Source organism: Capnocytophaga sp. oral taxon 864 (assembly GCF_002998835.1).
Taxonomy (GTDB): Bacteria; Bacteroidota; Bacteroidia; order Flavobacteriales; family Flavobacteriaceae; genus Capnocytophaga; species Capnocytophaga ochracea.
On sequence record NZ_CP027232.1, the window covers coordinates 862,522 to 889,197 of the forward strand.

The following is a 26,676-nucleotide window of genomic DNA, read 5'->3' on the forward strand; positions in this document are numbered from 1 at the left end:
AAAGATAATTTGGAGGATTTGCTAAAAGTCCTTACTTTTGTTGCTTGAAAATAACCATCAGGAGGCTTCTCCTGACTTAAATAATAGATTATATGAAAGTTACAGTAGTAGGCGCTGGTGCCGTAGGAGCAAGTTGCGCAGAGTACATTGCTATTAAAGACTTCGCGTCTGAAGTAGTTTTAATTGACATCAAAGAAGGTTTTGCCGAAGGTAAGGCTATGGATTTGATGCAAACCGCTTCCCTCAATAGGTTTGACACTCGTATTGTAGGGGTAACCAATGATTATTCAAAAACAGCAGGCAGTGATGTAGCTGTGATTACCTCAGGTATTCCTCGTAAACCAGGTATGACTCGTGAAGAGCTTATCGGTACCAATGCAAACATTGTGAAATCGGTTGTAGAACAATTGGTAAAATACTCACCTAATGTGATTGTGATTGTAGTAAGCAACCCTATGGATACTATGGCTTATTTGGTACACAAAGCTACTAAATTACCTAAGAACCACATTATTGGTATGGGTGGAGCACTCGATAGCGCTCGCTTTAAATATCGCTTGGCAGAAGCACTCAACAGTCCAATTTCAGACGTAGATGGTATGGTAATCGCTGCTCACAGCGATAGTGGTATGCTACCTCTTACTCGTTTGGCAAGCTATCGTGGTGTGCCTGTAACTGAGTTTTTAAGTGCTGACCGCCTCAATCAGGTTGCTGAAGATACTAAAGTAGGTGGCGCGACCCTTACTAAACTCTTGGGAACTTCGGCTTGGTATGCACCAGGGGCTGCCGTATCAGCTTTAGTACAAGCAATCGCTTGCGACCAAAAGAAACTCTTCCCTTGCTCAGTATTGCTCGAAGGAGAATACGGACAAAAGGATGTGTGTGTAGGAGTGCCTGTAATCATCGGTAAAAATGGTGTAGAAAAAATTGTAGAGGTAAAACTCAACGATGCTGAAAAAGCCAAATTTGCTGAAAGTACCGGAGCAGTACGCGAAGTAAACAAAGCGTTAGCAAGCGTATTATAGTTGGGATAGAACAACTATATAAACACCAAAAAAGTGATTATTTTCAAGAGAAAGTAATCACTTTTTTATTTGTTCTATTTGAGTAAAAAACTAAGTTTTTACATAGTTGGGATAGAACAACTATATAAACACCAAAAAAGTGATTATTTTCAAGAGAAAGTAATCACTTTTTTATTTGTTCTATTTGAGTAAAAAACTAAGTTTTTACTTAGATGTATATCGTCTAAAACTGGAAGTAAATAAAGGGTTGTGCTCCACTTGAAGCAGTGGCATATACCACCCAAAAAGTAAGTGCCAAAATAATTGCTTTAAAGAGAATAGGCATTGCACCAAATACCTTTTTAAGCCATTCGTTTAAACTGGTAGGGAAAAAGTGCCAAACAAAGCCTATTGCCATTAACAAAAATACATTTTGATAGCCCTTGGCAATAACTTGAAATTGATGAAGATCATAAGTTATAGACTGGATATTGTAGATTACACTTAAAGCGATATCGAAATCTTTGGCTCTGAAAAATATCCAGCAAAAAGCTACAAAGTGGAAAGTAATCACTACAAAAATGATATTAGCGATACCTTTAAAAAAAGTTCTCTTCTCAGGATTCTTATTAGGGAAGAACTCCGTAAAAGTTTTATGAACAGCCAAAGCTAAACCGTGTAATGCTCCCCAAATAATGAAACGCAAATTAGCTCCGTGCCATAAACCACCTAGGAGCATTGTCGTCATCTGGTTGAAATGACTACGCACTGATTTTTGTCGGTTTTTAGAGATAAGTATAGCCAATACAAACACAACGATAGCTCCTAAGGTAATGTAAAGAGGCAACATTGTTTTTTCTTGCATATGAAATGCCCATAGCAAAGTGGAAGCAAAAAAGACGGTTGGGAAGAAGTAGCCCCAAAAAGTACCTTTGCGGTTTCCTCCTACTGAAAAGTAAAGATAATCTTTTAGCCAAGTAGATAAGGAAATGTGCCAACGTCTCCAAAACTCAGTGATATTTTTAGACTGATAAGGAGTACGGAAGTTTATGGGGAGAGTGAAGCCCATTAGTAGTGCTAAACCTATAGCCATATCGGAATAGCCTGAGAAGTCGCAATATATTTGTAAAGAATAGCCATATACTGCCATTAAGTTCTCAAAAGCTGTATAGCTGTTAGGAGCATCGAAAACTCTATCTACAAAGTTTAGGGAGATATAATCGGAAATAACTGCTTTTTTAATTAGTCCTCCAATAATAAGAAATAAAGCAAAAGAAGTTTCTTCTTTCGTTAAGCTTATTTTTTTGTATATCTGTGGTATGAAATCCTTGGCACGCACAATAGGCCCTGCCACTAATTGAGGGAAGAAACATACGAAGAAAGTAAAATCTAAGAATGATTTAGCAGGTTCTATCTCTCGGCGATATACATCAATAGTGTAGCTCATTGTTTGGAATGTATAGAACGAGATACCTATAGGCAAGATGATATCTTGTAAGGCAAAGTTGCTTTGAAGCAGTGTATTGAGACTATCAATTAAAAAGTTAGTATACTTAAAATAGGCTAAAATACCCAAATCGGCAACCATACTCACTGCCAGAAAGAACTTGCGCAATGAGGCATTCTGTCTTCTATAGATTTGTCCTGCAAAGAAATAATTTAACAATGAGGAGATTATCAGCAACACAAAGAAGTTACCTCCTGCCTTATAATAGAAGAATAAGGAAAATAAGGTAACATAAACAGTACGGAAATGAGCGTGTTTTTTGGTAATAATATACACCAAATAAAACACCAAAAATAACCCTAAAAACAAACTACTATTAAATAATAGTGGATGATTAGAGTCATAAATGAACCATTGTCTTACTTGTTCGGTTGTGAATGAGAAATTATCAACAAACCATTTAGAGATGTTTTCAGTTGTGAATGTATCAATAAACCATTGCAGTAAGGCATCTATACTCAATTTAGATAGGGTTTTAAAGATAGTTTATATTGTTTTTTATAATTCAAGTAATTGCTCATAAAAGCATCATAAAAGAGAGCGCCTTGCTCAGTATAGCCACTTCTTGTGTAATGTATGCGGTCACCAGCAATAAGATTTTGCTGAATAAAGCGTTGAATCGCTTCATTTCCTCCTACAGCTCGATAAAGATCAAAAACACTGTAATTATCTTTTACTGAATTATCGATGAGAGTATCGGCGTATTCCATACACAAGGGGTTAGGACTTTTCTTTTTGTAAAGAGAAGGCGGAGGTGTAGTAAGCAATATAGGACATTGACCATATTGAGAACGAATTGCTTTTATGAATTTATTTACCTCTTCGTCATAACGAGTTGCAGACATTCGACAATAAGCTTCATTAGTACCCAAAGATATAATGATTAAATCGGGTTCTAAGGCTTTGATTTGGTCGAAAAAGAGCTGTGATTTATTATAATCAGAGAAATGAGCACCATTTACCCCTATGCTGTGATATATAACTCCGTTTTTATCATTTTCTAAGACAATTCCATTAAGCGTAAATGAAGAGCTCTCGGTATTGGCTGTGAGATAAACCTTATCGGAAGGGGTTAGATTATCATAAGAATAATAGCTATATAAAGAATTACCGTTTAAAATGGTAGCATTAGATAAATCTACTTTTTGTTTAGTAGTAGAAGCTACCATCTCTTTAGTAGGGATACGCAATACTTGCCCTATTCTTATTTGTGCGCTTTTTAAGTTATTAGCTTGTTGTATTTTTTCTACTGAAGTGTGATATTTCTTTGAAATACCATAAAGTGTTTGCCCTTGCTCTACTTTGTGTGAAAGTGTTTTAGGTACACTAGGTTTCAAACGAGCTACTTTACCTACATTGGTAGCCAATTCGAACAAACGTTCGTTATTAGGGGTAATAATCTTTACCGTATTAAAGGTGTAGTTTTTATTTTTTAAGTCCAATTCAATAACAAAATTCTTGTTACTGGTAGAAAGAGAATAACCTGTAATACCAACAGTTGCAGAAGAAGTATTCTTCTCACTATTCCAAGAGATATTGGAAGTGAAGCTCACATTATGTCCCCCATTGGTTCTAATAAGTGAATACGGGAATACCAAACCTAAACCAGCATTTCCGAACTCTTCTTGCAAGCGTTGTCTTACAATATTAGTCATTACATCGGCTTGAATATGAGAGTCGCCAATATGAACAATATTAATCTTCCTATCTTTCAAGTTCTCCAAAGCAGCAAGCTTTTCGAAAAAAGGGTTCAAAGCTGAGGCATTGTACAAATTATTGTACTCCTTAGGAGAGTCATCATCACCTGCAGCATATGCCAAAGGCTGCGGAATAGCTTCCTTGAAGGCATCTTTATCAATTCCTTCTTTATTCTCTATATTTACTATCTTTGAAGTAAGTGAAGATAAATTAATAGCTGTAGTATAATTAACATTAAAATAGAGGGCTACTGTAATGATAAACAATACAGGAGCTATTAGTTTCTTTATGAATGGCGTTCGCTTTTTCATTGTTCTATTTTTTAGTGTGTTATCTATCTTGTTATGTTATCTATGTAAATTGTCTTTCTTTTCTTTAATAGTATCTTTATGCACTTTATTTGTAATATTCTGTACTGCCTGAATTGTTGATGGTTGTACTCGTTGAGTCGTTGGTGATTGCACTCGCTGAGTAGTCGTACTTTGTACTCGTTGAGTGGTTGTACTTTGTACTCGCTGAGTAGTTGTACTTTGCACTCGTTGAGTCGTTGTACTTTGTACTCGCTGAGTAGTTGTACTTTGCACTCGCTGAATAGTTGTACTTTGTACTCGCTGAGTAGTTGGTGATTGTACTCGCTGAGTAGTTGGTGATTGCACTCGCTGAATAGTTGTACTTTGTACTCGCTGAGTAGTTGGTGATTGTACTCGCTGAGTTGTTACAGTTTGTGTTCTTGTTCTATTTACATTAGGTTGAGTAGTAGGAGTAACGGTTCGTACTGTTTGAATTTCTTTTATTCTTTCTTGGAACACATCGGCTTTTTCACTATTACGAGGATCTTTATAGTGCTCATACTCTTCCATAAGTTTATTATAGATGAGGTGGGCTACTTTTTTAGCTCCTCTTGGATTAAAGTGAGTATAGTCTTTACCTGCTAACGGTGGATTTGCCTCTACCCATTGTTTCATAGAGCCTCTACCTCCCATCAGTTCATATAAATTAATAAAACCAGAGCGAGTATCTTGTGCATATTTCCGTTGTGCTTTTGCCAAAGGTACTACTGCTTTATCGGTTTGCATCTCCATATCTACTTTAGTAGACTTATCGGCGGTAGAGATAACAAGAATTGAGGTATGAGGGAAGCAAGCTCTTATCTGGTTAATCACCTTTGTCATTCCACGTTCATACCACGAATAATCGAGTGTACCGTAATTGAGTACATTAGCACCAAAGTGTAATACTACAAGGTCATATCCGCCTAACGCTCTATCGAAAGCTCTCATTAAATCAGGATTAAAGAGCGATAAGGGTAAGCCTGAGTTACCTCTGCTTGAAAAGTTATCTATATATACGCCTTTACCTTGCATTGAGCCCACTCCATAAATAGGAATAGAATCGGACTTATAGAAAGTAATACGCACTGATTTAGTGTTTGCACCTTCGGTTAAAGGCAATACATTCAGCAATTTATCAGTGTCTAATGATTTTACTACCCTTACAGTATCGTTATAGGCAATTTCTACTTTTGCTTCTTTATTACCAGAAGCACCATAGAACAATGCTGGTGCATACAACTGACTAATATGAGCTTGGTTTGATGACCTATATTGTACCCACGTGCCATTGCCTTGTGTAAAGAACACTTGCCCAGAGACACCAAAAGGACGTTTAGGGCGTTTTACATTCACATAAGATTGGGTTTTCCAAGTATTGGAATAAGAATGGAATACGCTTCCTCTTGATTTAGCCGACTCAGAAGCAATGGGCAAAAAGCCAATTCCTAACCCCCCGAAAGCGTTTTGGAAAAGAGCTCTCAAATCTTGCACGATGAGGTCGCCATCAGTCATCGAATCGCCGTAATAAGCGATTCTTATTTTACCATTTTTAGTTTGTTCTAACTCTTCTAATTTTTTAAAGAAAGAAAAAAGATACTGGTCAGACTTTTTAAGTCGTTGTTCTTGTGCTAAAGAATCATTGGCTTGGCTGAGTACTTTGTCGATTTCTTTACCTGAAATGGCTTCCAACATTAAGCTATCTACTACTACATTGCTTCCTGAGGCTTTAGTTTCGGGAAAAATACGCGCGGGTAAGCAGTTCTTAAATCCAATGAAAATGAGTGTTGCAAATAAAACAATAAGAAAAGATTGTTTAAAATAGGGTGTCTTCACAAGTTAGCTTCTTTTTCTTCCAGCGGGCAAAGATACAAATAAATAATGAATCAACAGCAAATTTTTTACAAATTATTTTTCTAAGGCTTGTTTAAAATCGGCGATAAGGTCGTCAGCATCTTCAATTCCTACTGCTACGCGGATGAGTGTACGGGTAACGCCTCGTGCTACTTTTTCTTCTTCGGGGAACTCGGTGTGAGTAAGTGAACTGGGGTGAGTTACCAATGTTTCGACTCCTCCTAAGCTCACTGCAAAAAGGGCTACTTTTAGACTCTCGAAAAACTTTTTGGCTTTGGCTTCGGTTTTTACTGTAAAAGAAAATACTGAACCTCCACCAGAAGCTTGGCGTTCTTGTATTGCTTTCCCTTTATTTTGTGTATCAGTAGGATAATACACCTTTTCTACTTCAGGGTGTGTTTTAAGGAAATTTAATAGTTTAAGGGTATTGGCTTGAGCTTTTTCGACTCTTAGTTTGAGGGTTTTCATACTGCGCAAGAGCAACCAGCTATCAAACGGAGAAAGCAATGCCCCTATGGCTACTTGTGCAAAACGTATTTTCTCGGCTAAGGTTTCATCATTTACCACCACTGCTCCTGCGATAATATCGTTATGACCTCCTAAATATTTGGTAGCACTGTGTAATACTATGTCGGCTCCTAACTCTAAAGGGCGTTGTAACACGGGCGACATAAAGGTATTATCGACCATAGTGAGCAGATTATGTTTCTTCGCGATTTCTATTACCCCGCATATATCGGTAACGTCTAACAGAGGGTTGGAGGGTGTTTCTATAAAGATGGCTTTTGTATTAGGGCGAATGGCTTTCTCTATTTTGGTTAGGTCAGTCATATCGACAAAAGTAGCTTCAAAACCAAATTTATTGAAAATATCGTGCATAATGCGATAAGTACCTCCGTAGATATCTAAGCCTAACACAAAATGGTCGCCTGTTTTAAACATTGTAAAAACAGAAGAAATGGCAGCCATACCTGATGAGAATCCGAATCCGTGTATGCCACTTTCTAATTGAGCTATAAGACTTTCAAAATCCTTACGAGTAGGGTTTGAAACGCGTCCGTATTCAAACTCTTGTTCTACACCGTATTCTTCAATAGGGAAAGTAGAAGCCATATTGATGGTGCTTCCCCAGTTTTCTGTGTTTTTATTGGCAGTTCTTACGCCGTGAATGGCTTTAGTTTCAAACTTCATTTCTTATATCTTTGCTATTAGAGCGACAAAAGTAGTACTTTTTTATATGCTACGCAAAAAAAGTTAATTATTAATGATGAATGGTTAGTGGTTAATGGTTAGTGGTTAATGGTTAGTGATTAATGGTGAATTAGGGGTAGGGAATTATACAAAGATTATAGGAAACTTATAGGATAGATGGATAAAGAGTGGGTCTACAGTGGCTCTACAGTGGGTCTACAGTGGCTTTATAGTGGCTCTACAGTGAGTAAAAAGTGACTAATGAATGAAAGGTAAATGAACAAATTATAAATGTAAGATGAATGTAAGGCGGAAGTAAGATGCTAAAACATACCCCTCTACACATACCCAGCTGTCGCTGGCTACCTTCGAAGGGGAAGTGTAGTGACACAAAAGCAATGACAAGATGTAAGATAAAATAAAGGAAGATTAAACACAGCTTAGAAAATTATTTTACAAAAATATTTGTCAGTTTAGTAAGAAAAAAATACTTTTGTAACCCGTACTAATAACAAGACGGCACAGTATTTGTATTAAAGAAAAACGCTAAAAAAATAATTTGTACTATGGAACAAAGAACATCTGTAGATATCAGTCAGATAAACGAAATGATAGAGCGTGAAAGTGTGTTTATCGATGCGCTCACCAATGAGATGAACAAGGTGATTGTAGGGCAAAAACATATGGTAAATGCCCTGCTTATCGGATTATTAGGCAAAGGACATATCCTCTTGGAAGGGGTGCCTGGACTAGCAAAAACACTATCCATCAACACCCTTGCTAAATCGGTACACGGGTCGTTTAGCCGTATCCAGTTTACGCCAGACTTATTGCCTGCCGATGTGATAGGAACAATGACCTACAACATCAAACAAAACGAGTTTTCTATAAAAAAGGGACCTATCTTTGCGAACTTTGTATTGGCTGACGAGATTAACCGTGCGCCTGCCAAAGTACAGTCTGCCCTATTGGAAGCAATGCAAGAGCGACAAGTAACCATTGGTGATTCGACCTTTAAGTTAGACGCTCCTTTTATGGTAATGGCAACTCAAAACCCTGTAGAACAAGAAGGAACTTATCCACTGCCTGAGGCACAAGTAGACCGTTTTATGCTTAAAACGGTTATCGACTATCCTAAACTGGACGAAGAGCAACGGATTATGCGCGACAATCTCAGCAATAGTTACGCAGTGGTGAACCAAACAGTGAGTTTGGAACAAATCCTAAAAGCACAAACAGCCGTGCGCGAGGTGTATATGGACGAAAAGATTGAGAAATACATCTTAGACATTGTTTTTGCGACTCGTTATCCTGAAAAATACAACTTGGCAGAGCTTAAACCACTTATTAGCTTTGGGGCATCGCCTCGTGGTAGTATCAACTTGGCAATGGCGGCAAAATGTTATGCTTTCATCAAACGTCGTGGTTATGTAATTCCTGAGGACGTACGTGCGGTAGTATTTGACGTATTGCGCCATCGTATCGGTATTACCTATGAAGCAGAGGCTGAGAATATTACCTCAGTAGAGATGATTCACAAGATAGTGAATACCATTGAAGTACCATAGCAGGTAAAAGATAAAAGGTAAAAGGTAAAAGGTAATTCTGAGATATTAAAATAACTGGTTTTATTATGAAAACAATGAGTACTTTAATACTGACCTTATGCTTGCCGTTGGCTATTAGTGCACAAAGGGCAGTTCTGCCTTTTGAGTTATTAGAGGATAAGTACGTGTTATTAAAGCTATCAGTAAAAGGTGAGGCAACGCCTCTTACCTTTTATTTTGATACTGGAGCCTCCACTACTATTTTAGATAAAAGTGTTGCTGAGCAATATGGAATAAAGCCTAATCATACCCAGAAAGTAGAAGGTGCTGGAGGGAGTAAAGAATATCACATAGCATTATCACAAACAATAAATTTAAATTCTGAGTTACAAATTGGGAATGTAAATATTGTTTTAGAAGATTTAAGTAGGTTGAACAATGCTTTTGAGAAAAAGTTCGATGGTATCATCGGGAATGATATTATAAAGGATTATATTACAAAGATTGATTTTCAGAGGCGTGTTATTTCTCTTTATAATCTTAGTGAGACTCTAAACACAGAAGGATATACAGAAGTACCTTTTGAATTTAAGTTAGGAGTTCCTATTCCTCAGTTCCCTATCCGTATTAAATTAGAGAATGGGGAAGTGTTTGACGGAGATGTATTTTTTGACAGTGGAGCAGGACTTTCGTTACTCATCAACACTCCCTATAAAGAGCAACATAAGTTGATTGAAAAAATAGGAAAGACTTTGGTCTCTTCGAGTGATAATCTGAGTAAAAAGAGTACTGTAACAACCGGAATGATAAAGGAACTTACCGTTGCTGGATTTGACTTTAAAGATATTCCTATTAATTTATCGTCAGACAAAGAGGGAGTAAGTTCGTTTCCTAATTATTTAGGAATTTTGGGGAGTGAAATCATTAATAGATTTGATATTATCTTGAACTATGAAACACATAAATTATACCTAAGACCTAATAATTTATTTAGTAAAGAATTTGAAAAACTCATAAGTCCTATTTCTATACAACGGGTAAATAATGAGATTGTAGTTACAAGAATAATTGTAAACTCGGAGGCTTACCAAAAAGGGCTACGAGAAGGAAGTAAAATTATGAGTATCAATAAAAACAATACGGGGGACTTAGAACAATACCGACAAATGCTAAAACAAAAAGGTAAAACAGTTAAGATTGGATATAAAGCTCCTAATAGTGATGAAGAGAAGACAATAAAGATAAAATTAAAAGAATTGTTGTAATACTGAACTACGACAACTCACTGAGTACTCTGAGGAGAATGTTGTGACAGAAAAAAATTATTATGTTATAACTATATTATTTTAAGCTTTAATTTGTATTCATAACTTACAATAAAACAATAAAAGTGGATACCAAAGAACTATTAAAGAAAGTACGCAAAATAGAGATAAAAACGCGCAAGCTCTCCGATAATATTTTCGGAGGGGAGTATCACTCTACCTTCAAAGGTCGGGGTATGACTTTCAGTGAAGTACGTCCGTACCAATTTGGTGATGATATTCGCAATATCGACTGGAACGTAACGGCACGCTACAACGAGCCTTTTGTGAAAGTATTTGAAGAGGAACGCGAACTTACGCTAATGTTGATGATAGACGTGAGCGGTAGTGAGTTTTTTGGTACGAAACAGGAATTCAAAAGTGAAGTGATTACCGAAATAGCAGCTACCTTGGCGTTCTCAGCTTTACAGAATAACGACAAGACGGGATTGATACTCTTTTCTGACCAAATAGAACTGTATATTCCACCTAAAAAAGGGAAATCGCACGTGTTGCGCATCATCAGAGAACTTATAGAGTTTCAGCCTAAAAGTTTTAAGACTAATATCTCGGAGGCTTTGCAGTTCCTCAGTAGGGTAACGAAGAAAAAAGCGATTGTGTTTATGCTCTCGGACTTTATGGATAAAGGCTATGAGAAACCTATACAGATAGCTGCCAGAAAACACGATATTACCGGTATTCGCATTTATGACAAAAAAGAAACTGAATTACCTAACTTAGGTTATGTAATGGTAAAAGATGCTGAAACGGGAGCGCTGATGCGTGTGAACACCGCTTCATCGGCAGTGCGAAATGAATATGCAAAACAATATCACGAGACGGTGAACTATTTTGAGACGCTTTGGCAAAAATCGGGTGCAGGGGTAGTGAGCTGTAGAGACGATGAGAGTTATACCCAAAAGCTGTTGGGATACTTTAAAAATAGATAAGAGATAAGAGGTAAGAGGTAAGAGACTAAATTAAGTATTAAGCGGTAAAATGAGACGAATATTATATTTCATATTAATATTATTTGTATTTCCTACTCTTTACGCACAAGAGGTGAAGGTAGAGACTAATACAAAGAACATAAAAATAGGAGAACAGATAGAATACAAGATATCGGTAGAAGCCCCTGCTGATGCGGCTGTGGCATTTCCGGAAGGACAGAGTTTTAGTCCGCTAGAAATGGTAAAAGCCGACCCTACTGATACCTTGAAAGAGGGAGGTAAGTTTCGTTTGGAAAAAGCCTACTACCTTACCCAATTTGATGAAGGGAAGTACACCATTCCGCGACAAAGGATACACATCAGTAACAAAGACTACTATACCGATTCGCTACTCGTAGAAGTACATACCGTAGCGGTAGATACGCTCAAACAGCCTTTATACGACATTAAACCTATTACCGAGGTAGCCTCACCTACGGCTTCACGTATGTGGTTATGGATTATTTCAGGAATTATAGGACTACTTTTAGTAGCAGGTGGATTATACTTCTTCGTCTTCCGCAAGAAGAAACTATCAGCCGAAGAAGAACGCAAAAAGTTACCTCCTTTTGAGCGCGCCATACAAGACCTAAAAGACTTACAAAATTCTAAATACCTCATAGAATCACAACACAAAGCCTATTATACTCGGCTTACCGATATTGTAAAAGAATACTTGGAAGACGAGGTGCATATTTTAGCCAAAGAGAGTACCACAGATGAGCTTTTGGCTAAAATTAATGTTTTGCAAGAAGCAGGAAAGCTACACTTATCGGAAGAGACTATCAGCAACCTCAAACGGGTATTACAAAATGCCGACTTGGTGAAATTTGCCAAGAGTAAGCCCTCGGACAACAATGCTGAATACGACCGTGAGACCATTGAGAATGTGGTTATCAAAACCAAAGAGGCTATCCCTGTGGTAGTAGCCGAAGGGGAAGTGCCTACACAAGACGCTTTCGCAATGAGCGTACTGAAAATAAGAGAACGCAGAAAAAGACGCAACCGAGTGGCTCTTATCGTCGCGCTTTGTTTTGTAGTATTAGCTCCTGTATTGCTTATGGGATATAGTATCTTGTACAACAAATATTTCAATACTTATGCGAGTATCAATCGCAGCGAGTGGGTAACAAGTGATTACGGTTATCCTATTACTGAGCTCACTACGCCAGAGATACTCATTCGCAAGCAAATAGTAGACGTAACGGAATACAAATCGATTATAGATAAGCAATACACTTTCTATTACGGCAGTCTTAATTCACCTTTATACATAATGACCAATATCATTACCTTTAAGAAAGACGCCCAACATACAGCACCTCAACAAGAGGAACAAGGCGGTGGACTTACCTTAGACCCACAAAAGGTGAATGAAATAGTGCTTTCGCAATTGGATAAAGCTAAGGCGAAGAACATCACTACCTTGCAGGAAGAATACACCTCGCCCAGCGGTGCAAAAGGTATAAAAGTTTTTGGCAAAATGAGTATTCCTAACGAGAAAGGTAAATACTTTAGCGCTTCTTATGAGCTGTACAGTTTTACTGAAAACAATGCGCTCCAACAAGTTCTTATCACCCATATAGACGAACCTAACGCAGATAAGATAGCACAAAGAGTTATCAATTCTATTGTATTTAAAACAGAATAATATGCTTAAAAATATTACTTTCGCCAATCCACAGTTCTTTTGGTTACTATTAGTCTTACCACTAATGGTGGCGTGGTATTGGTATTGGAATAAGAAATCTAAACCGAATGTAACTATATCTTCCACTATCGCTTTTAAAAAGATGAGTTCGTGGAAAGACCATTTATACCATTCTTTATTTGCCTTGCGCTTATTGGCAGTAGCCTTACTAATTATAGCATTAGCACGCCCACAAACCCATTCAGAAAATGCACACACAAAGATTACTGATGGGATAGATATTGTAATGGCAATAGACGTATCGGCGAGTATGCTTTCAAAAGACTTAAAGCCTAACCGTTTTGAAGCACTAAAAAAGGTAGCTTCACAATTTGTAAAAGACCGTCCTAATGACCGTATTGGACTTGTTATCTACGCAGGGGAAAGTTATACTAAAACTCCTGTGACTACGGATAAAGGTATTATCTTAAACGCTCTTTCGGAACTTACTTATGGACAAATAGAAGACGGTACAGCCATAGGTATGGGACTGGCAACGGCTGTAAACCGACTCAAAGAAAGTAAAGCCAAGAGTAGAGTTATTATCCTCCTTACCGATGGAGTGAACAACACAGGATTTATAGACCCACAAACCGCAGCTGAGTTGGCTGCTGAGTACGGTATTAGAGTATATACAATAGGGATAGGCTCCAATGGAACGGCGCTCTCACCTTACGCACTCAATCCTGATGGTAGCATAATGTACCGTATGTTACAAGTGGAAATAGATGAGCCTCTAATGAAAAAGATAGCTGAAGTAACACACGGGAGATACTTTCGTGCCACTGACAACCAAAAGCTCCAACAGATTTACGATGAAATCAACAAGATGGAGACTACCAAGATTGAAGAATTTAAATACACTGAGGTAGATGAGAAATTCAGACCCTTAGCGATAATTGCTGTTGTTTTATTACTTCTTGAGTTTTTATTAAAAAATACTATCTTTAGAAACGAAATATAAAAAATTGTCGTATCTTTGCCCCCGCAATGAAAAGAAAACTTATCAACATATTATTATCAGCGCTTATCCTTTTCTCCAATTCAGGGTGGGCGATTACTTTTCATTATTGCAAAGAAACCTTATCGTCAGTGTCCTTAGAGTACCCTACTTCTGCGAGTGAGGAAGAGGAAGACTGTACTTCAATGGACTCTTGCTGTGCTTCGGATGACGATGAGAACAAAACAGAAACTTCACATAAAAAGTGTTGTGACGACACATCTATCACTTCTTCTATTTCTGATAGTACATCGGTAGTAAAGGTATTGGAGTTGCAATTACAGCCCTTTGTAATAGCTCCCCCTACCCTACCCATATTAGAGGAGGTAAGCATTACTGAGACGGTAAAGAAATCTATCACTACTGATTTCTTTACACAGCTGAATGCTCCGCCTCTGTACGAATTGTACTGCCAGAGAGTGTTTTATTCAGGGAAAAGATAAGAGATAAGAGGTAAGAAGTAAACTCCTTTACCTCTGTTTTCTAATCCTTAAATTCTAATTCCTGAACTGAATAAAACAGAACAATAATGTACAAAAAATATATCTTTTTATTAGGGCTGTTGTTGCCCTTGTCGCTCTTTGCTCAAAATTTTAGCAAAGGGTCTGTAATCGATGAAAACAAGACACCACTTATAGGTGCTGATGTATATTGGGAAGGTACCCAAATAGGGACTTCTACTGATAACGAAGGAGCTTTTACCTTAAAACGACCTGAGGGAAGTTCTACTTTAGTAGTAAGCTATGTAGGGTATAAAAAGAAAACTGTGAAAGTAAGCGGTAACACACCCTTACACATTCAGTTAGAGCCTGAAACTACTTTAGAAGAGGTAGTAGTAAGCTACAAACGTGCTAATACAATGAAATCGCAGTGGCAAGTTGCCGATGTTCACACAATGAGCAGTGGGGAACTGCTGAAAGCCGCTTGTTGCAACCTATCGGAGAGTTTTTCTACCAATCCGTCGATTGATGTGAACTTCTCGGACGCCGTTACGGGTAACAAACAGATAAAGATGTTAGGTTTGACCAGTCCGTACATACTAATGGCAGAGGAGAATATCCCTACGATGCGCGGAGCTTCGCAAGCCTACGGACTCTCGTTTGTGCCTGGTACGTGGATTGAGAGTATCCAGATTACCAAAGGAGCAGGGAGTGTGATTAACGGGTATGAGAGTATTTCAGGGCAAATCAATTATGAAATAGAGAAGCCTATCAGTGCCATTCCTTTTTTCTTGAACTTATACGCATCGGAGGATAACCGCTACGAAATCAACGCCCATACCAATAAAAAGCTCTCTGATAAATGGGCGACTACCCTCTTTGCTCACGGCAATGTGCGTCAGCAAAAAGCTGACCACAATCACGATGGTTTTATAGATAACCCGATAGGCAACCAAATCAACTTGTTGAATCGTTGGCAGTACGCCGATGCTCAAAAGGGTTGGGTAGGCTTTTTGAACCTCCATTATATGAAAGATGAGCGCCAGGCAGGTGAATTGCGCTTTAATCCGCTGACTGACAAAGGTACTACCAATGCTTGGGGCAGTGAAGTAAACTCCGAACGCCTCAGCGCATCTAACAAAATAGGGTATGTATTTCCTGATACGCCTTATAAGAGCATAGGCTTACAGAACTCTTTCCAATCGCACAAGCAGGATTCCTACTTTGGTTTGAATCGCTATGATATACACCAAAAGAGTTGGTATGGCAACTTGATATACAACTCTATCATCACCAATACCAAGCACAAGTTTGCCACAGGGCTCAACGGTACTTACGACGATTACAACGAGATGCTTAGTACTAGGGCTCTCACAGGGGATTTTTCACGTGTAGACCGCTCGGTGGGTGCCTTCTTTGAATACACTTACGACAATTTGAGCAACTTCAGTTTTGTGGCAGGGGTACGCGCCGACAGTCATAATCACTTAGGAAACTTTATCACTCCACGCTTGCACGTGCGTTACAATCCTTGGAAGCAAGCTACTTTTAGAGTATCAGCAGGACGAGGTAAACGAGCTGCCAATGTGATTGCTGAGAACCAACAGCTCTTGGCTTCTGCACGAGAGTTTACTATCGTAGGAGGTGATGGTGGTAAGCTCTACGGTTTGAACCCTGAAATCGCTTGGAATTACGGCGTGAGCTTTTTGCAAGCGTTTAAAGTATTGGGCAAGAACGCTGAGTTCTCTATAGACTTTTATCGCACTGATTTTGACAATCAAGTAGTAGTAGATTTGGATAACTCACCCCAACAAGCCTTGTTCTATAACCTGAATGGTAATAGCTTTGCTAACTCTTTACAAGCTGAGTTCAGCATCACACCTGTCAAAGGTTTGGACTTTAAAGCAGCCTACAAGTATTACGATGTGCAAACACAGTTTACCAAAGGACAATTGGAGAAGACCCTTACCCCAAAACACCGTTGGTTTGCCAATGTAGCTTACGAGACTCCCGAGCGTCACGAGAACAACCATTCGCAATGGAAGTTTGATGTAACCTTCAATTGGTTAGGAGAACAACGCTTACCTACTACGGCTACGAACCCAGTGGCTTATAGACTTAGCGATTACGCTCCCTCATTTGCTACACTCAATGCCCAAATCACCAAAGTATTCTCTAAAACTTTTGAGATATATGTAGGCGGTGAAAATATCACCAATTATAAGCAAGAAAACGGAATTTTGGCTGCCAACGACCCTTTTGGTGCGTATTTTGATAGTACTATGCAGTACTCTCCTGCTTTCGGACAGATGTATTACGCAGGATTAAGATTTAAAATTCTATAATTAGCAAATAATCGTTAGTGGTTAGAAAGCTAACGATTAATGACTAAAAACGAACAACTAATAAGTATTTTTCAGAATGAAAACACGTATTTTATTATGGGTAGCTTTGAGTTTCTTTGGACTCACTACCGCAAGTGCTCAACAAGCATCTAACAAAAACAAGAAAGTAGAGTTTGCCGTAGGAGGCAATTGTGAACAGTGCAAAGCGCGCATAGAAAAGGCAGCTTACAGTGTAAAAGGCGTAAAGAGCGCTAATTGGAACATCAAGAGTGGGAATATGACTCTTATTTTTGACGAACGCAAATGTAGCGAAAGCGATGTACAAAAAGCCATTGCCAAAGTAGGACACGACGCAGGCAAAGAACGCGCTGACGACGAAGTGTACAATAAGTTACACCACTGTTGCTTGTACCAACGCTTGCCTTAGAACCTAAGCAAAAACACAATCATAGGAAGAGATAAGTCCATCTCTTCCTATTTTTTTATCATTTGTATACAAAATATATCAAATAAAGTAGTATCTTTGCGACTGTTAAATTATTAGAGATGATAGATTACTATAAAACCTTAGGGATAGATAAAACTGCTACCCAAGACGATATAAAGAAAGCTTACCGCAAGTTGGCACGCAAGTATCACCCTGATATGAACCCCAACGACAAGACGGCAGAGCAGAAATTTAAAGAGATTAACGAGGCTAACGAAGTACTTAGCAATCTTGAAAACCGTGCTAAATACGACAAGTATGGCGAACACTGGAAATACGGAGAAGAGTACGAAAAAGCCCAACAACAGCAACGCTCCCAAGGTGGTTTTGGAGGATTTGAAGGCTTTGGCGGAGGTAACTACTCTGAGGGAGACTATTCTGATTTCTTCAGAGATATGTTTGGTGGACGGACTTCGGGATTTGGTAGAGGTTACGGTAGTGCCTCAGGTAAGTTTAAGGGACAGGATATTTTTGCGGATATGTCGCTACCACTGCGAGAAGTGGCAACTGCTCAGCAACGTACTTTTACGGTGAACGGCAAGAATATACGCATCACAGTACCTGCGGGGATATATGAAGGGTTGCAAATTAAGCTAAAGGGTCACGGATACGAAGGATATAACGGAGGACCTAACGGTGATTTGTATATCACTTTCCATATTGAACCCGACGCTCAGTTTGAACGCAATGGCAACGATTTGAAAACTACTGTAAACATCGATCTATATACAGCTATGCTAGGAGGCGAAGTGCAGATAGATACTCTCAGTGGTAAAGTGAAAATGAAAGTAGCTCCTGAGACACAAAATGGCACTACGGTGCGCTTAAAAGGTAAAGGTTTTCCTGTGTACAAGCAAGAAGGCACGTTTGGCGACCTTTTTGTAACCTATCAAGTACAATTGCCTAAAAATCTTACAGAACAACAAAAAGCATTATTTGAACAACTTAAAAATTCATAATTATGAAAGATAGAATTTCAAGAGAAGACATCGTTCGTTTGTACAATATAGAAATCACATTCTTTGACGATTTAGAATCAAGCGGACTTATAGAAACGGAGGTGATTGACAACACTACTTACCTGCATTACGACCAGCTTTCGGCTTTTGAACGTTTTACTAATTGGCATTACGACCTTGATGTGAATATGGCTGGGTTGGAGATTATTCATAGGCTATTACAACAAATTGAAGAATTAAAGGGAGTGAGAATGATTAATGATTAATGATTAATGGTTAATGGTTAATTTGGGAGAAGCTTATAGGAAAGACGGTGCGAGCCACACGGGCAGATAAACAAAATACGGTGCGAGCCGCACGGGCAGATAAATAAATAACGAAGGAAGGGCAAACAAATGACGAAGAAATGATGAAGGATAATGGAGGGAAGCTTAAGGATTGATTATTACAGATTTAAAGGAGGTATGTTAACTTCATACTTATATATTTATGCTGTTTTAAACTTGATATCATTATAACAAAAGGAATGAAAATCATTACATTAACTACTGATTTTGGTTTACGAGATTACTCGGTAGGAGCCGTAAAGGGTGCTATTTATAGTAAGTGCCCCGAAGCTTGCGTGGTAGATATCTCGCATTTGATATCACCTTTTGATGTGTTTCAAGCTGCCTTCATCTTAAAGAATGCTTATGTACATTACCCAAAAGGGAGTATACATATCATAGGAGTAGATGCGGAGCGCACTCCTGAGAAAAGACATATGGTAATGAAACTGAACGGGCATTATTTTATCGGGGCTGATAACGGTATTTTTCATCTTTTAGCAGAAGATAAAAAGAACGCTGAACTGTATGAAATAAAAGGCGAACAAAGCACTGAACTTTTCCCTACGCTGTATTCATTCCCTTTGATTGCCCAGAAAATATGCGAAAATATCCCCCTTAACAAAATAGGCAAGAAAACCGATACGTATTTAGAGGCTACTCATTTTAAACCAGAGATATCTGCTGATAAACGTTTTGTTTACGGTACGATTATTTATATTGACCACTATGGCAATGCGGTGAGCAATATCAGTAGGAAATTATTTGAAGAAATAAGACAAGATAGAGCTTTTGAGGTTATCTTTAATATGTATACCTTCAAAAAGATTTATAACCAATACAGCGAATTTATTGATTTTAGTGTTCCTCTTGACCTTCGCGCTCCTGATGGAAAACGAATGCTTTTGTTTAACGACCTCGACTATTTGCAGTGCAGTGTTTACAAAAGTGATACTCATACGGTGGGGGGAGCTTCTTCTTTATTAGACATCAATTACCTTGATAGAGTGAGTGTTCACTTCATTTAATAGTAGATAAAACAACCCAATGAAGAATGAGAAAAAAGTGAATGAAGGTAAAAATATGGAAACTTTTTTTGTTTATTAAGTTTTTTGTTATACCTTTGCCCCCGATTTAGAACACTTAATACAGTAATTTAAGAAAAATGAAAAAAATAATTACTACAGTTATCATAATAGTCCTTGTAGGATTAATGGGGCTCCGCCTATATTCTAACAAACAGAAAAATGCTGAAGAGGTAGCTATTGTAGCCCAAAAAGAAGCCCAAGTAGCCGTACGTGCTGCCAAAGTAACAGAAGAAAAAGTAGCCGACCTTTTTACGGCTAACGGTACTTTTGTAGCGGAACAAGACCTGAATGTATCTTCAGAAGTAGGAGGACAAGTCATAAAAATTTACGTAAAAGAGGGTGATTTTGTGAGAGTAGGGCAAGTATTGGCGCAAACAAAAGCCGACAGAACCAATGTGCAGTTAGACAATGCCAAAGCGGTACTCGAAACTGCAAAATCGGATTTAAAGCGATTTGAAAGTGCTTACCAAACAGGAGGAGTTACCGCTCAACAATTGGAACAAGCGCGCTTGCAACTCAAAAACGCCCAAGCGAACTATAATTCGGCAGCTATTGTATCGGGTGATACAGCTGTGCGTAGTAAAATCAACGGGATTGTAACTAGCAAAGAGGTAGAAGAAGGAACACTTGTAAGTGCTGGACAGACGTTATTCAACGTGGTAAATATCGACAATCTGAAATTGAAAATTACCGTAGATGAAAGTCAAGTAGGAGAACTAAAAGTGGGGGATGTTATTAAAATTAAACCCAGCACTTCTTCGGAATTAGTAGAGGGGAAAATTACTTTTATCGCACCGAAATCTAATGGAGCTCTCAAATTTCCCGTAGAAATATTGGTAGCCAACAAAGATAAAAAGCTAAAAGCAGGAATGTATGCGACTGCACAGTTTGGCAGTGGTAATGATGAGGTTACAGCTCTTGTGGTACCTCATTCTGCTTTCGTGGGTAGTGTGAGCCAAAATAAAATTTTTAAAATAGTAAGTAGCAAAAATGCTAAAGGTCAGGAGGTGCTTAAAGCTGAAATGGCAAATGTGAAAAGCGGTCGCAACTTTGGTGATAAGGTAGAAATCATCAGCGGACTTACTGTTGGTGAAGAAGTGATTACCAGTGGACAAATTAATATAGATAACGGAACACCTGTGAAAATAGTAGAGTAACTTACTATTTATCTTAATATTTGAATCTCTCCGTCTGTATCAAACCTAATCAGACGTGAGGGATTTTTTATTTGGGTATCGTCTTGACGGTAAGGTACTACATAATCACATTGCGCAATAATTTGGGGATTAATGAGTTGGTAATACAAAGGTGTTGGCTCTCCACTGATATTAGCAGAGGTAGAGACTATGGGTTTGCCAAAATCAGCAATCATCTGTTGGCAGAACACATCTTGTACGACCCTAATGGCTACTGTATTATCAGCAGCTATCACATTCTTAGCCAAATGCAAAGGGTGACTATAAATAATAGTGGTAGGCTCTTGCAAGGTTTGAAGATAGGTAAGCACCTTAGGAGGTATATCCGTTACATAGTGCTGTAACATCTCTGTATCACTCACTAAAATGATGAGGCTTTTGCTCTCACTGCGTTGTTTTATTTGGAAAATCTTAGCTACCGCTTGAGGATTTGTAGCATCACAACCCAAGCCCCAAACGGTATCGGTGGGGCATAGAATTACCTTTCCTGCCTTTAATATTTCAGTTATCAGATGGTTATTTGCCATTAGTTTTGTAATTTTGCCCGCAAATATATGTAAAAAATGTATACCTCCATCATATCATTCTTTAAAAGTTTTTCTTTCTTCAAAGGGTGCCTTAAAACCATTGCGGTGCTTATTCCCTTAGGGTTGGGCTATTGGTTTGACCTAATGGATATTGGCTTACCCATAGCTTTGAGTATTGTTGCAATTTCGCCCAGCGATATTCCAGGGAATCAAAAACACCTCTATGGTGGTCTTTTCATAGCAACATTACTAGCAACTATCAGTTCTACTTTGGTAAACCTCACGGCTCCTTACGAATACTTATTACTGCCTACCATATTTCTACTCACCTTCGGGAACGCTTATATTTCGTTATACGGACATCGCGCTACAATGGTAGCTTTCGCGGGATTATTTGAGATAGCCTCTACTTTAGCCCACTTGCAAACAGGGTGGGGTATTGTTTTGTACAGTGGTTGTGTGTTATTAGGAGGTTTGTGGTACAGTGTATTAGTGTATATATTCCTAAAAATACGTCCGCGTTTGTACAGTGAACAGCTGTTAGGGAAGTGCTTTGCTCTTACGGCAGAGTATTTTTCGGTAAGAGCTGACTTACTCATCGCCAAAGACAGAAGCGAGGGACTCAAAAAGCTCATCAACCTGCAAACAAGCCTCAATGAAAAATATGAAAAGCTCCGTGAATCCGTACTTGATTCACGGAGCAAATCAGGTAAAACCGATTACCTGCAACGCCAATTTTTGATGTTTATAGAGCTAGTGGATATCTTCGAGCTAGCTTTAGCCAACCCCGTACAATATGAGAAAGTGGACAAGGCTTTTGCCGAGTATCGCGAATATTTACAAACTTATGTAGATTTTCTCAAAGAGCTATCGAGACAGCTACAACAAATGTCCGAATACATTGGGTCACGCAAGAAGATACAATTAGACAACTGTTTAAAAGACTTATTAGTGCAAACCAAAGAGAAGAACGAAGCCTTGAAAGCACTTTCAGAAGTATCAGAAGAAGATAAAGAACGCGCTTTGCTGTTGCGAAATTTTTATATTTATATAGAAAGTCAGTATCATTCTATTGAAAATATCCGACATATTTTTGAGAATTATTACAGCAACGATGCAGGGGTACGCGATGAGAGTACTTATCGCAAGTTTGTGAGTTACCAAAACTACTCGTGGCGACGGCTCAAAGACCATATATCTTTAAAATCTACCTTTTTTAGGCACGCAATGCGCCTATCTATAGTGGTATTTTTGGGTTACCTCATAGGTGATATATTCCCTATCAACAATGCCTACTGGATTATCCTTACCATTTTCATTATTATGCGCCCTGGTTTTGGGATTACCCAAGAGCGCTCACTCAGCAGAGTTTATGGCACTATGATTGGTGGGGTTGCCTCGTTTGCAGTGATTTACCTACTCCCCTACCCTAGTTTGTACCTCTATGTCGCTATTTTGTGTATGCCTATTGCTTTTGGGTTGATTCAAGAGAACTATATGTACGCCTCTATATTCATCACTATCAGTGCGATATTTATTTTTGCACTGATTACACCTAATGTTTACAGCCTTATTTATGACCGCCTATTGGATACCGTTATAGGGGTTGGACTATCGTTTGCAGGTAATTATCTCATTTTGCCTACGTGGGAACACAATACTTATAGGGAAGCGGTTACCAAATCAGTAAAAGCTAATATCTGTTACTTACAGCAAGTAAAAGAGATTTTTAACACCGGAGAAGGGATTACCACTGCCTATAAAGTATCGCGCAAAGAAGCTGTGTTGGCACTCTCAAACCTAAATACCACCTTCCAACGAATGTTACAAGAGCCGAAGTTTATGCAGTACAAAAATCCATCAGTATACGGGATTATCGTGATACAGCAAGCCTTCTTAGCCTCTGTGGCTTCGTTTGGCATTAGGTTGAACAGCAAGAAAGTAACCTTCCCTAAATCGGTATTCAACGAGGCAATTGAGAGTCTTATAGCAGCCTTGCAACACTGTTTGACGTTACTTGTTGAACCTACGGCTACTGCTCAAACTGATTATAAAACGCCTATTGAACAATTTAATCAGTCCATTAAAGAAATAATAGACACTCATCAAAATACAGATACCTCTTCACCTATCTCAATGCGAGAGACACAATTCTATGGAGAACAGTTCAACTATCTGTTTGGATTAGCGAAGAACTTAGAACAAGCTATTCGGTCTATCAATACGTAATAAAAACTAAGGCGTCACCAAATTGATGACGCCTTAGTTTTTATTATTTATCTTATAATTATAATTGTTCTACAAATGGAATAGTTAATAACCAAAAGCCTATTAGGAAGCCTCGATGTTGTTGAAAACTTTTAATATAAGTATAGTGTTTTAAGATAAAAAACAATATCTCTTAGCGAATTGTTTTGGGATCTACCCCCATATTCACAATAGCTTGGCGAATATCAGCAAAGGTTTTGAGATTAGCCTTCCCTTTTACCAATTCGTAATTGGTTCCTTTTTTAAGGTAATTAATCAAGCTGGTTTGTCCTCCAAAGTAAGAAGGTTTAACTTGGTCAATAGAAGTACCATTTTTAAGTGCTGTAAAGAACATACTATATTGGTTCGCACGTTCCTCTATCTCTCTTCTACCTTGGTTAAATTCAAACATTACCACACTCCAATCATTGCCTTCCAAACGTTTTAAATTCATTTTCACTCTATCTACAACTTCTTCAGAACAAGCCTGTGAATTAAAGCGTTTCATATCTGTAACAAAGGTTTCTGTAAGCGATACATTTTTAGCGATAGGTCGAGTAGTATTCTCTCCTCGTTTCACTGTTTTAGGATCGCGTGGCTCACTTATAGTTACAGGTCTTTCAGTATTGTAAGAAGGGGTAACTGTTTTAGGTGTTCTTCCTACTGTAGTTTCATTTCTATTAACAACAGTTGCTTCAGGTTTGGTAGCAGGTTGCTCTTCTCTCTTAGGTCTTTCTACAGCCACTTCCACTTGGTCACGTGCTTTACTTTCTCTAATTATTCTTTGCAAATCTGTTTGATAAGACTTCAATTCAGAACTACCTCCTTTTAAATAAGGACGCAAAAGGCTATCTACTTGTTCACTATTATAAGCAGAATAATCAAAATCCTTTAAGAAATTTTCCCATACGGCTTTTTCAAACTCAGGTCGTAATTTATCTGTAAGGAAATTGCGCTTTTGAGCTTCTGCTATAAAAAGACTTCCCTTAGGGTCTGCGTGAGTTTCTTTCCAATTATTCACATCCAAAAGAAATGCCATTGCAGGCGAAATCAAATCTATTTTAAGAGTATCTTTGCTATTTGCTTCCACCATTCGAGCTAACTTATTGAGTTGTTCTTCACTTAATAACAAGGTGTCTTTCCCCTCTTCTTTGAAGCTAACAACCAATTTTGTCTCAGCAATAGGCAAGCTCTTTTTTAACCTAATATAAGAATCCTCAATCTCGTAAGTGCGCTCATCTATATTAGTTAAGAAGTGCATTTCGTCTATTTCACTCTCCGAATTGATTGCCACATAGGCCTTCACAGGATTTTTAAGCATCGGGAAAATAAACCAATAGCCTACACCTACTAATATTAAAACAAAAGCAACTGCCGAAGCAATCATTATCCAAAACCCACGAGACTTAGTGTTCATCTCTATCGCTTCGCCTCGTTCAGTGGTAGCAACCCCTCTGTTTACTACTGATAAACCATTAGAAAACTCAGGACTCTCTGAGGCAATCATTTGTGGATTGTAAGCACCTTTAGCTCTATCAAAATTAACCTCTCCGCTCTTCGATATACTAATAACTCTTCCTGTATCTTGATTTTCAAACTCAAAATGGTATAAGTTCTCAGGTAAAACAATCTCTACAGGCGAATCACTGCGCAAGTTTTTACTAAATACAATACCATTGATTTTTAGAGATACTGAAGTTATAGTACTCGAAATAATCGTAAACTGATACTTCTCAAAAGGTACTGATAAGGCCACCCTATCGTCTACCATATAGTTACTCTTGAAAACAATACCATTGTAACTAAGGTTGAATACATTACGCGCCTCATCTCCTTTTAGTAAAAAGTAATATCCCTTTGTATTAGAGTATAGCTTAGCTTTAAAAGTCGTACTCTCTAATGATAAGAACGAAATGTATTTCTCAAACTCTCGTTGAGGAGTTTCTACGTACACCTTAAACTCTTTTGGAGCAAACGGAATTAAATCAAAAGTATAATTGTTTTGTACTTTCTTGATATAACCTCTTTTTATCGCTTTCTTAATCGTATCGTGATAAGAGAACATCTCGTGGTATCTCGATTTTTCAAGAAGCACTTCAATTGTATCGTCGTCCGAAAAGACTTCGTTCATATAGGTAGCTCCCACGTCTTTACCATTCTTCATAAAAGCTAATATCTTAATATTAGCATTAGAAGGCACAAACCGAGAAGCTCCGCTACTTCCTCCTGTATTGGTTGTTTGGAAAGTAGAGGCACTTGTTCTGGGTATTGCGTATTCTGGAAAAAGGAAGTCAATACTATAAGCTCGGGGGTCTTCCACAAATTCTTTACGCAAGAACACAAGGTCTTGGTATTTCTCAAACTCAGGACGGTAAGGCATATTGAAGTACTTATCTACCTCATAAATATCCATATAAGGGAAAACCTTAGGCATATAGCTTTGGTCTAATGCGAAAGAAGCCGTTACTGGTTCCTCTACCAACTGCTTTTCATACCCTCTCAGAAGATTAAAATATGGGAATATATCCTCTTTTTCATTGAGTAACGGAATATTGTTCTCGTAATTGATATGCTCTGCAAAGTACATATCCATTAACAAGTTCAATACTTGTCGTACCCCTCTCCATTGTAAAAAATGTGGTATATACAATGAAATGGCTATATACACACCGCTCTGTCCATTCACTTCTTTTGAGGAACGGTATTGTGTGTATATCTTGTAACTATTGCTAAACTGCAATGTGTAAAAATCTACACGCGGGGTGTGTATGCGTATAAAGGCACTGATATCTTTCAATCTATCCTTTACTTCTTGCAGCTGAAAGTTAACTCCTTGTGAGGCTAACACCTTGCATCCCTGCTTGTAACCCCATATTGTTAGACCTATTGTATTAATTTTGGATTCCATAGTATTTTTTGAGATTCTGCTAAAATTGGTACAAAAGTAC

The 26,676-nt window shown here is 38.2% G+C and carries 20 protein-coding genes; 14 read left to right on the forward strand and 6 right to left on the reverse strand.

The annotated features are described in order from the left end of the window. Window positions 1-92: 92 nt before the first annotated feature. Window positions 93-1,025 carry a malate dehydrogenase gene (locus C3V44_RS03890; protein WP_106095600.1) on the forward strand — a complete coding sequence of 311 codons (933 nt, stop codon included), beginning with the start codon at window positions 93-95 and terminating at the stop codon, window positions 1,023-1,025. Between the two features lie 223 nt (window positions 1,026-1,248). On the opposite strand, the gene C3V44_RS03895 is transcribed toward C3V44_RS03890, so the two are convergent. The 4 genes from C3V44_RS03895 to C3V44_RS03910 all read right to left on the reverse strand — a co-directional run bounded on the left by C3V44_RS03895 (window position 1,249) and on the right by C3V44_RS03910 (window position 7,583). Further along, a complete protein-coding gene (locus tag C3V44_RS03895) occupies window positions 1,249-2,973 on the reverse strand; it encodes an MBOAT family protein (RefSeq protein ID WP_106095601.1) in 1,725 nt (574 codons plus the stop codon). Beyond that, entirely contained in the window at window positions 2,970-4,520 is a 1,551-nt protein-coding gene (locus C3V44_RS03900) for a LysM peptidoglycan-binding domain-containing protein (protein WP_106095602.1), read from the reverse strand. The genes C3V44_RS03895 and C3V44_RS03900 overlap by 4 nt, the downstream gene beginning before the upstream one ends. Window positions 4,521-4,556: 36 nt before the next feature. Beyond that, window positions 4,557-6,374: a GDSL-type esterase/lipase family protein gene (locus C3V44_RS03905; RefSeq protein ID WP_106095603.1), complete on the reverse strand. Its 1,818-nt coding sequence runs from the start codon at window positions 6,372-6,374 to the stop codon at window positions 4,557-4,559. 72 nt (window positions 6,375-6,446) lie between these two features. Continuing rightward, a complete protein-coding gene (locus C3V44_RS03910) occupies window positions 6,447-7,583 on the reverse strand; it encodes a PLP-dependent aspartate aminotransferase family protein (protein WP_015782746.1) in 1,137 nt (378 codons plus the stop codon). A 566-nt stretch (window positions 7,584-8,149) separates the two neighbouring features. Here C3V44_RS03910 and C3V44_RS03915 point away from each other — a divergent pair. The 12 genes from C3V44_RS03915 (at window position 8,150) to C3V44_RS03970 (ending at window position 20,915) form a co-directional block, all read left to right on the forward strand. Further along, window positions 8,150-9,151, forward strand: a complete 1,002-nt coding sequence (locus C3V44_RS03915) for a MoxR family ATPase (protein WP_002671404.1) — start codon at window positions 8,150-8,152, stop codon at window positions 9,149-9,151. A 65-nt stretch (window positions 9,152-9,216) separates the two neighbouring features. Continuing rightward, window positions 9,217-10,395, forward strand: a complete 1,179-nt coding sequence (locus C3V44_RS03920) for an aspartyl protease family protein (RefSeq protein WP_106095604.1) — start codon at window positions 9,217-9,219, stop codon at window positions 10,393-10,395. A gap of 125 nt (window positions 10,396-10,520) precedes the next feature. Further along, window positions 10,521-11,384: a DUF58 domain-containing protein gene (locus C3V44_RS03925; RefSeq protein ID WP_106095605.1), complete on the forward strand. Its 864-nt coding sequence runs from the start codon at window positions 10,521-10,523 to the stop codon at window positions 11,382-11,384. Between the two features lie 49 nt (window positions 11,385-11,433). Then, window positions 11,434-13,074: a hypothetical protein gene (locus tag C3V44_RS03930; RefSeq protein ID WP_106095606.1), complete on the forward strand. Its 1,641-nt coding sequence runs from the start codon at window positions 11,434-11,436 to the stop codon at window positions 13,072-13,074. Window position 13,075: 1 nt separating this feature from the next. After that, window positions 13,076-14,077 carry a VWA domain-containing protein gene (locus tag C3V44_RS03935; RefSeq protein WP_009422293.1) on the forward strand — a complete coding sequence of 334 codons (1,002 nt, stop codon included), beginning with the start codon at window positions 13,076-13,078 and terminating at the stop codon, window positions 14,075-14,077. A gap of 26 nt (window positions 14,078-14,103) precedes the next feature. Next, window positions 14,104-14,556, forward strand: coding sequence for a hypothetical protein (locus C3V44_RS03940; RefSeq protein WP_106095607.1), 453 nt, complete (start codon window positions 14,104-14,106; stop codon window positions 14,554-14,556). An 86-nt stretch (window positions 14,557-14,642) separates the two neighbouring features. Further along, on the forward strand, window positions 14,643-16,898 hold the full coding sequence (locus C3V44_RS03945) for a TonB-dependent receptor domain-containing protein (protein WP_106095608.1): 2,256 nt from the start codon (window positions 14,643-14,645) through the stop codon (window positions 16,896-16,898). Between the two features lie 76 nt (window positions 16,899-16,974). Then, on the forward strand, window positions 16,975-17,325 hold the full coding sequence (locus C3V44_RS03950) for a heavy-metal-associated domain-containing protein (protein ID WP_106095609.1): 351 nt from the start codon (window positions 16,975-16,977) through the stop codon (window positions 17,323-17,325). 119 nt (window positions 17,326-17,444) lie between these two features. Next, entirely contained in the window at window positions 17,445-18,344 is a 900-nt protein-coding gene (locus tag C3V44_RS03955; RefSeq protein ID WP_106095610.1) for a DnaJ C-terminal domain-containing protein, read from the forward strand. Window positions 18,345-18,346: 2 nt separating this feature from the next. Further along, window positions 18,347-18,610: a chaperone modulator CbpM gene (locus C3V44_RS03960; protein ID WP_016478821.1), complete on the forward strand. Its 264-nt coding sequence runs from the start codon at window positions 18,347-18,349 to the stop codon at window positions 18,608-18,610. A 260-nt stretch (window positions 18,611-18,870) separates the two neighbouring features. Next, window positions 18,871-19,698: an S-adenosyl-l-methionine hydroxide adenosyltransferase family protein gene (locus tag C3V44_RS03965; protein ID WP_002671381.1), complete on the forward strand. Its 828-nt coding sequence runs from the start codon at window positions 18,871-18,873 to the stop codon at window positions 19,696-19,698. Window positions 19,699-19,835: 137 nt separating this feature from the next. Then, window positions 19,836-20,915: an efflux RND transporter periplasmic adaptor subunit gene (locus tag C3V44_RS03970; RefSeq protein ID WP_106095611.1), complete on the forward strand. Its 1,080-nt coding sequence runs from the start codon at window positions 19,836-19,838 to the stop codon at window positions 20,913-20,915. An 8-nt stretch (window positions 20,916-20,923) separates the two neighbouring features. On the opposite strand, the gene C3V44_RS03975 is transcribed toward C3V44_RS03970, so the two are convergent. Then, complete coding sequence (locus C3V44_RS03975) at window positions 20,924-21,481, reverse strand: L-threonylcarbamoyladenylate synthase (RefSeq protein WP_106095612.1); 558 nt, start codon at window positions 21,479-21,481, stop codon at window positions 20,924-20,926. A 36-nt stretch (window positions 21,482-21,517) separates the two neighbouring features. Between C3V44_RS03975 and C3V44_RS03980 the strand changes: the two genes are divergently transcribed. Beyond that, the gene (locus tag C3V44_RS03980) at window positions 21,518-23,710 is read left to right on the forward strand and encodes an FUSC family membrane protein (RefSeq protein ID WP_106095613.1); all 2,193 of its coding nucleotides are present in this window, start codon (window positions 21,518-21,520) and stop codon (window positions 23,708-23,710) included. 172 nt (window positions 23,711-23,882) lie between these two features. On the opposite strand, the gene C3V44_RS03985 is transcribed toward C3V44_RS03980, so the two are convergent. Then, window positions 23,883-26,636 (reverse strand): hypothetical protein, encoded by a 2,754-nt coding sequence (locus C3V44_RS03985; protein WP_106095614.1) that lies wholly within the window; start codon window positions 26,634-26,636, stop codon window positions 23,883-23,885. Window positions 26,637-26,676: the final 40 nt, after the last annotated feature.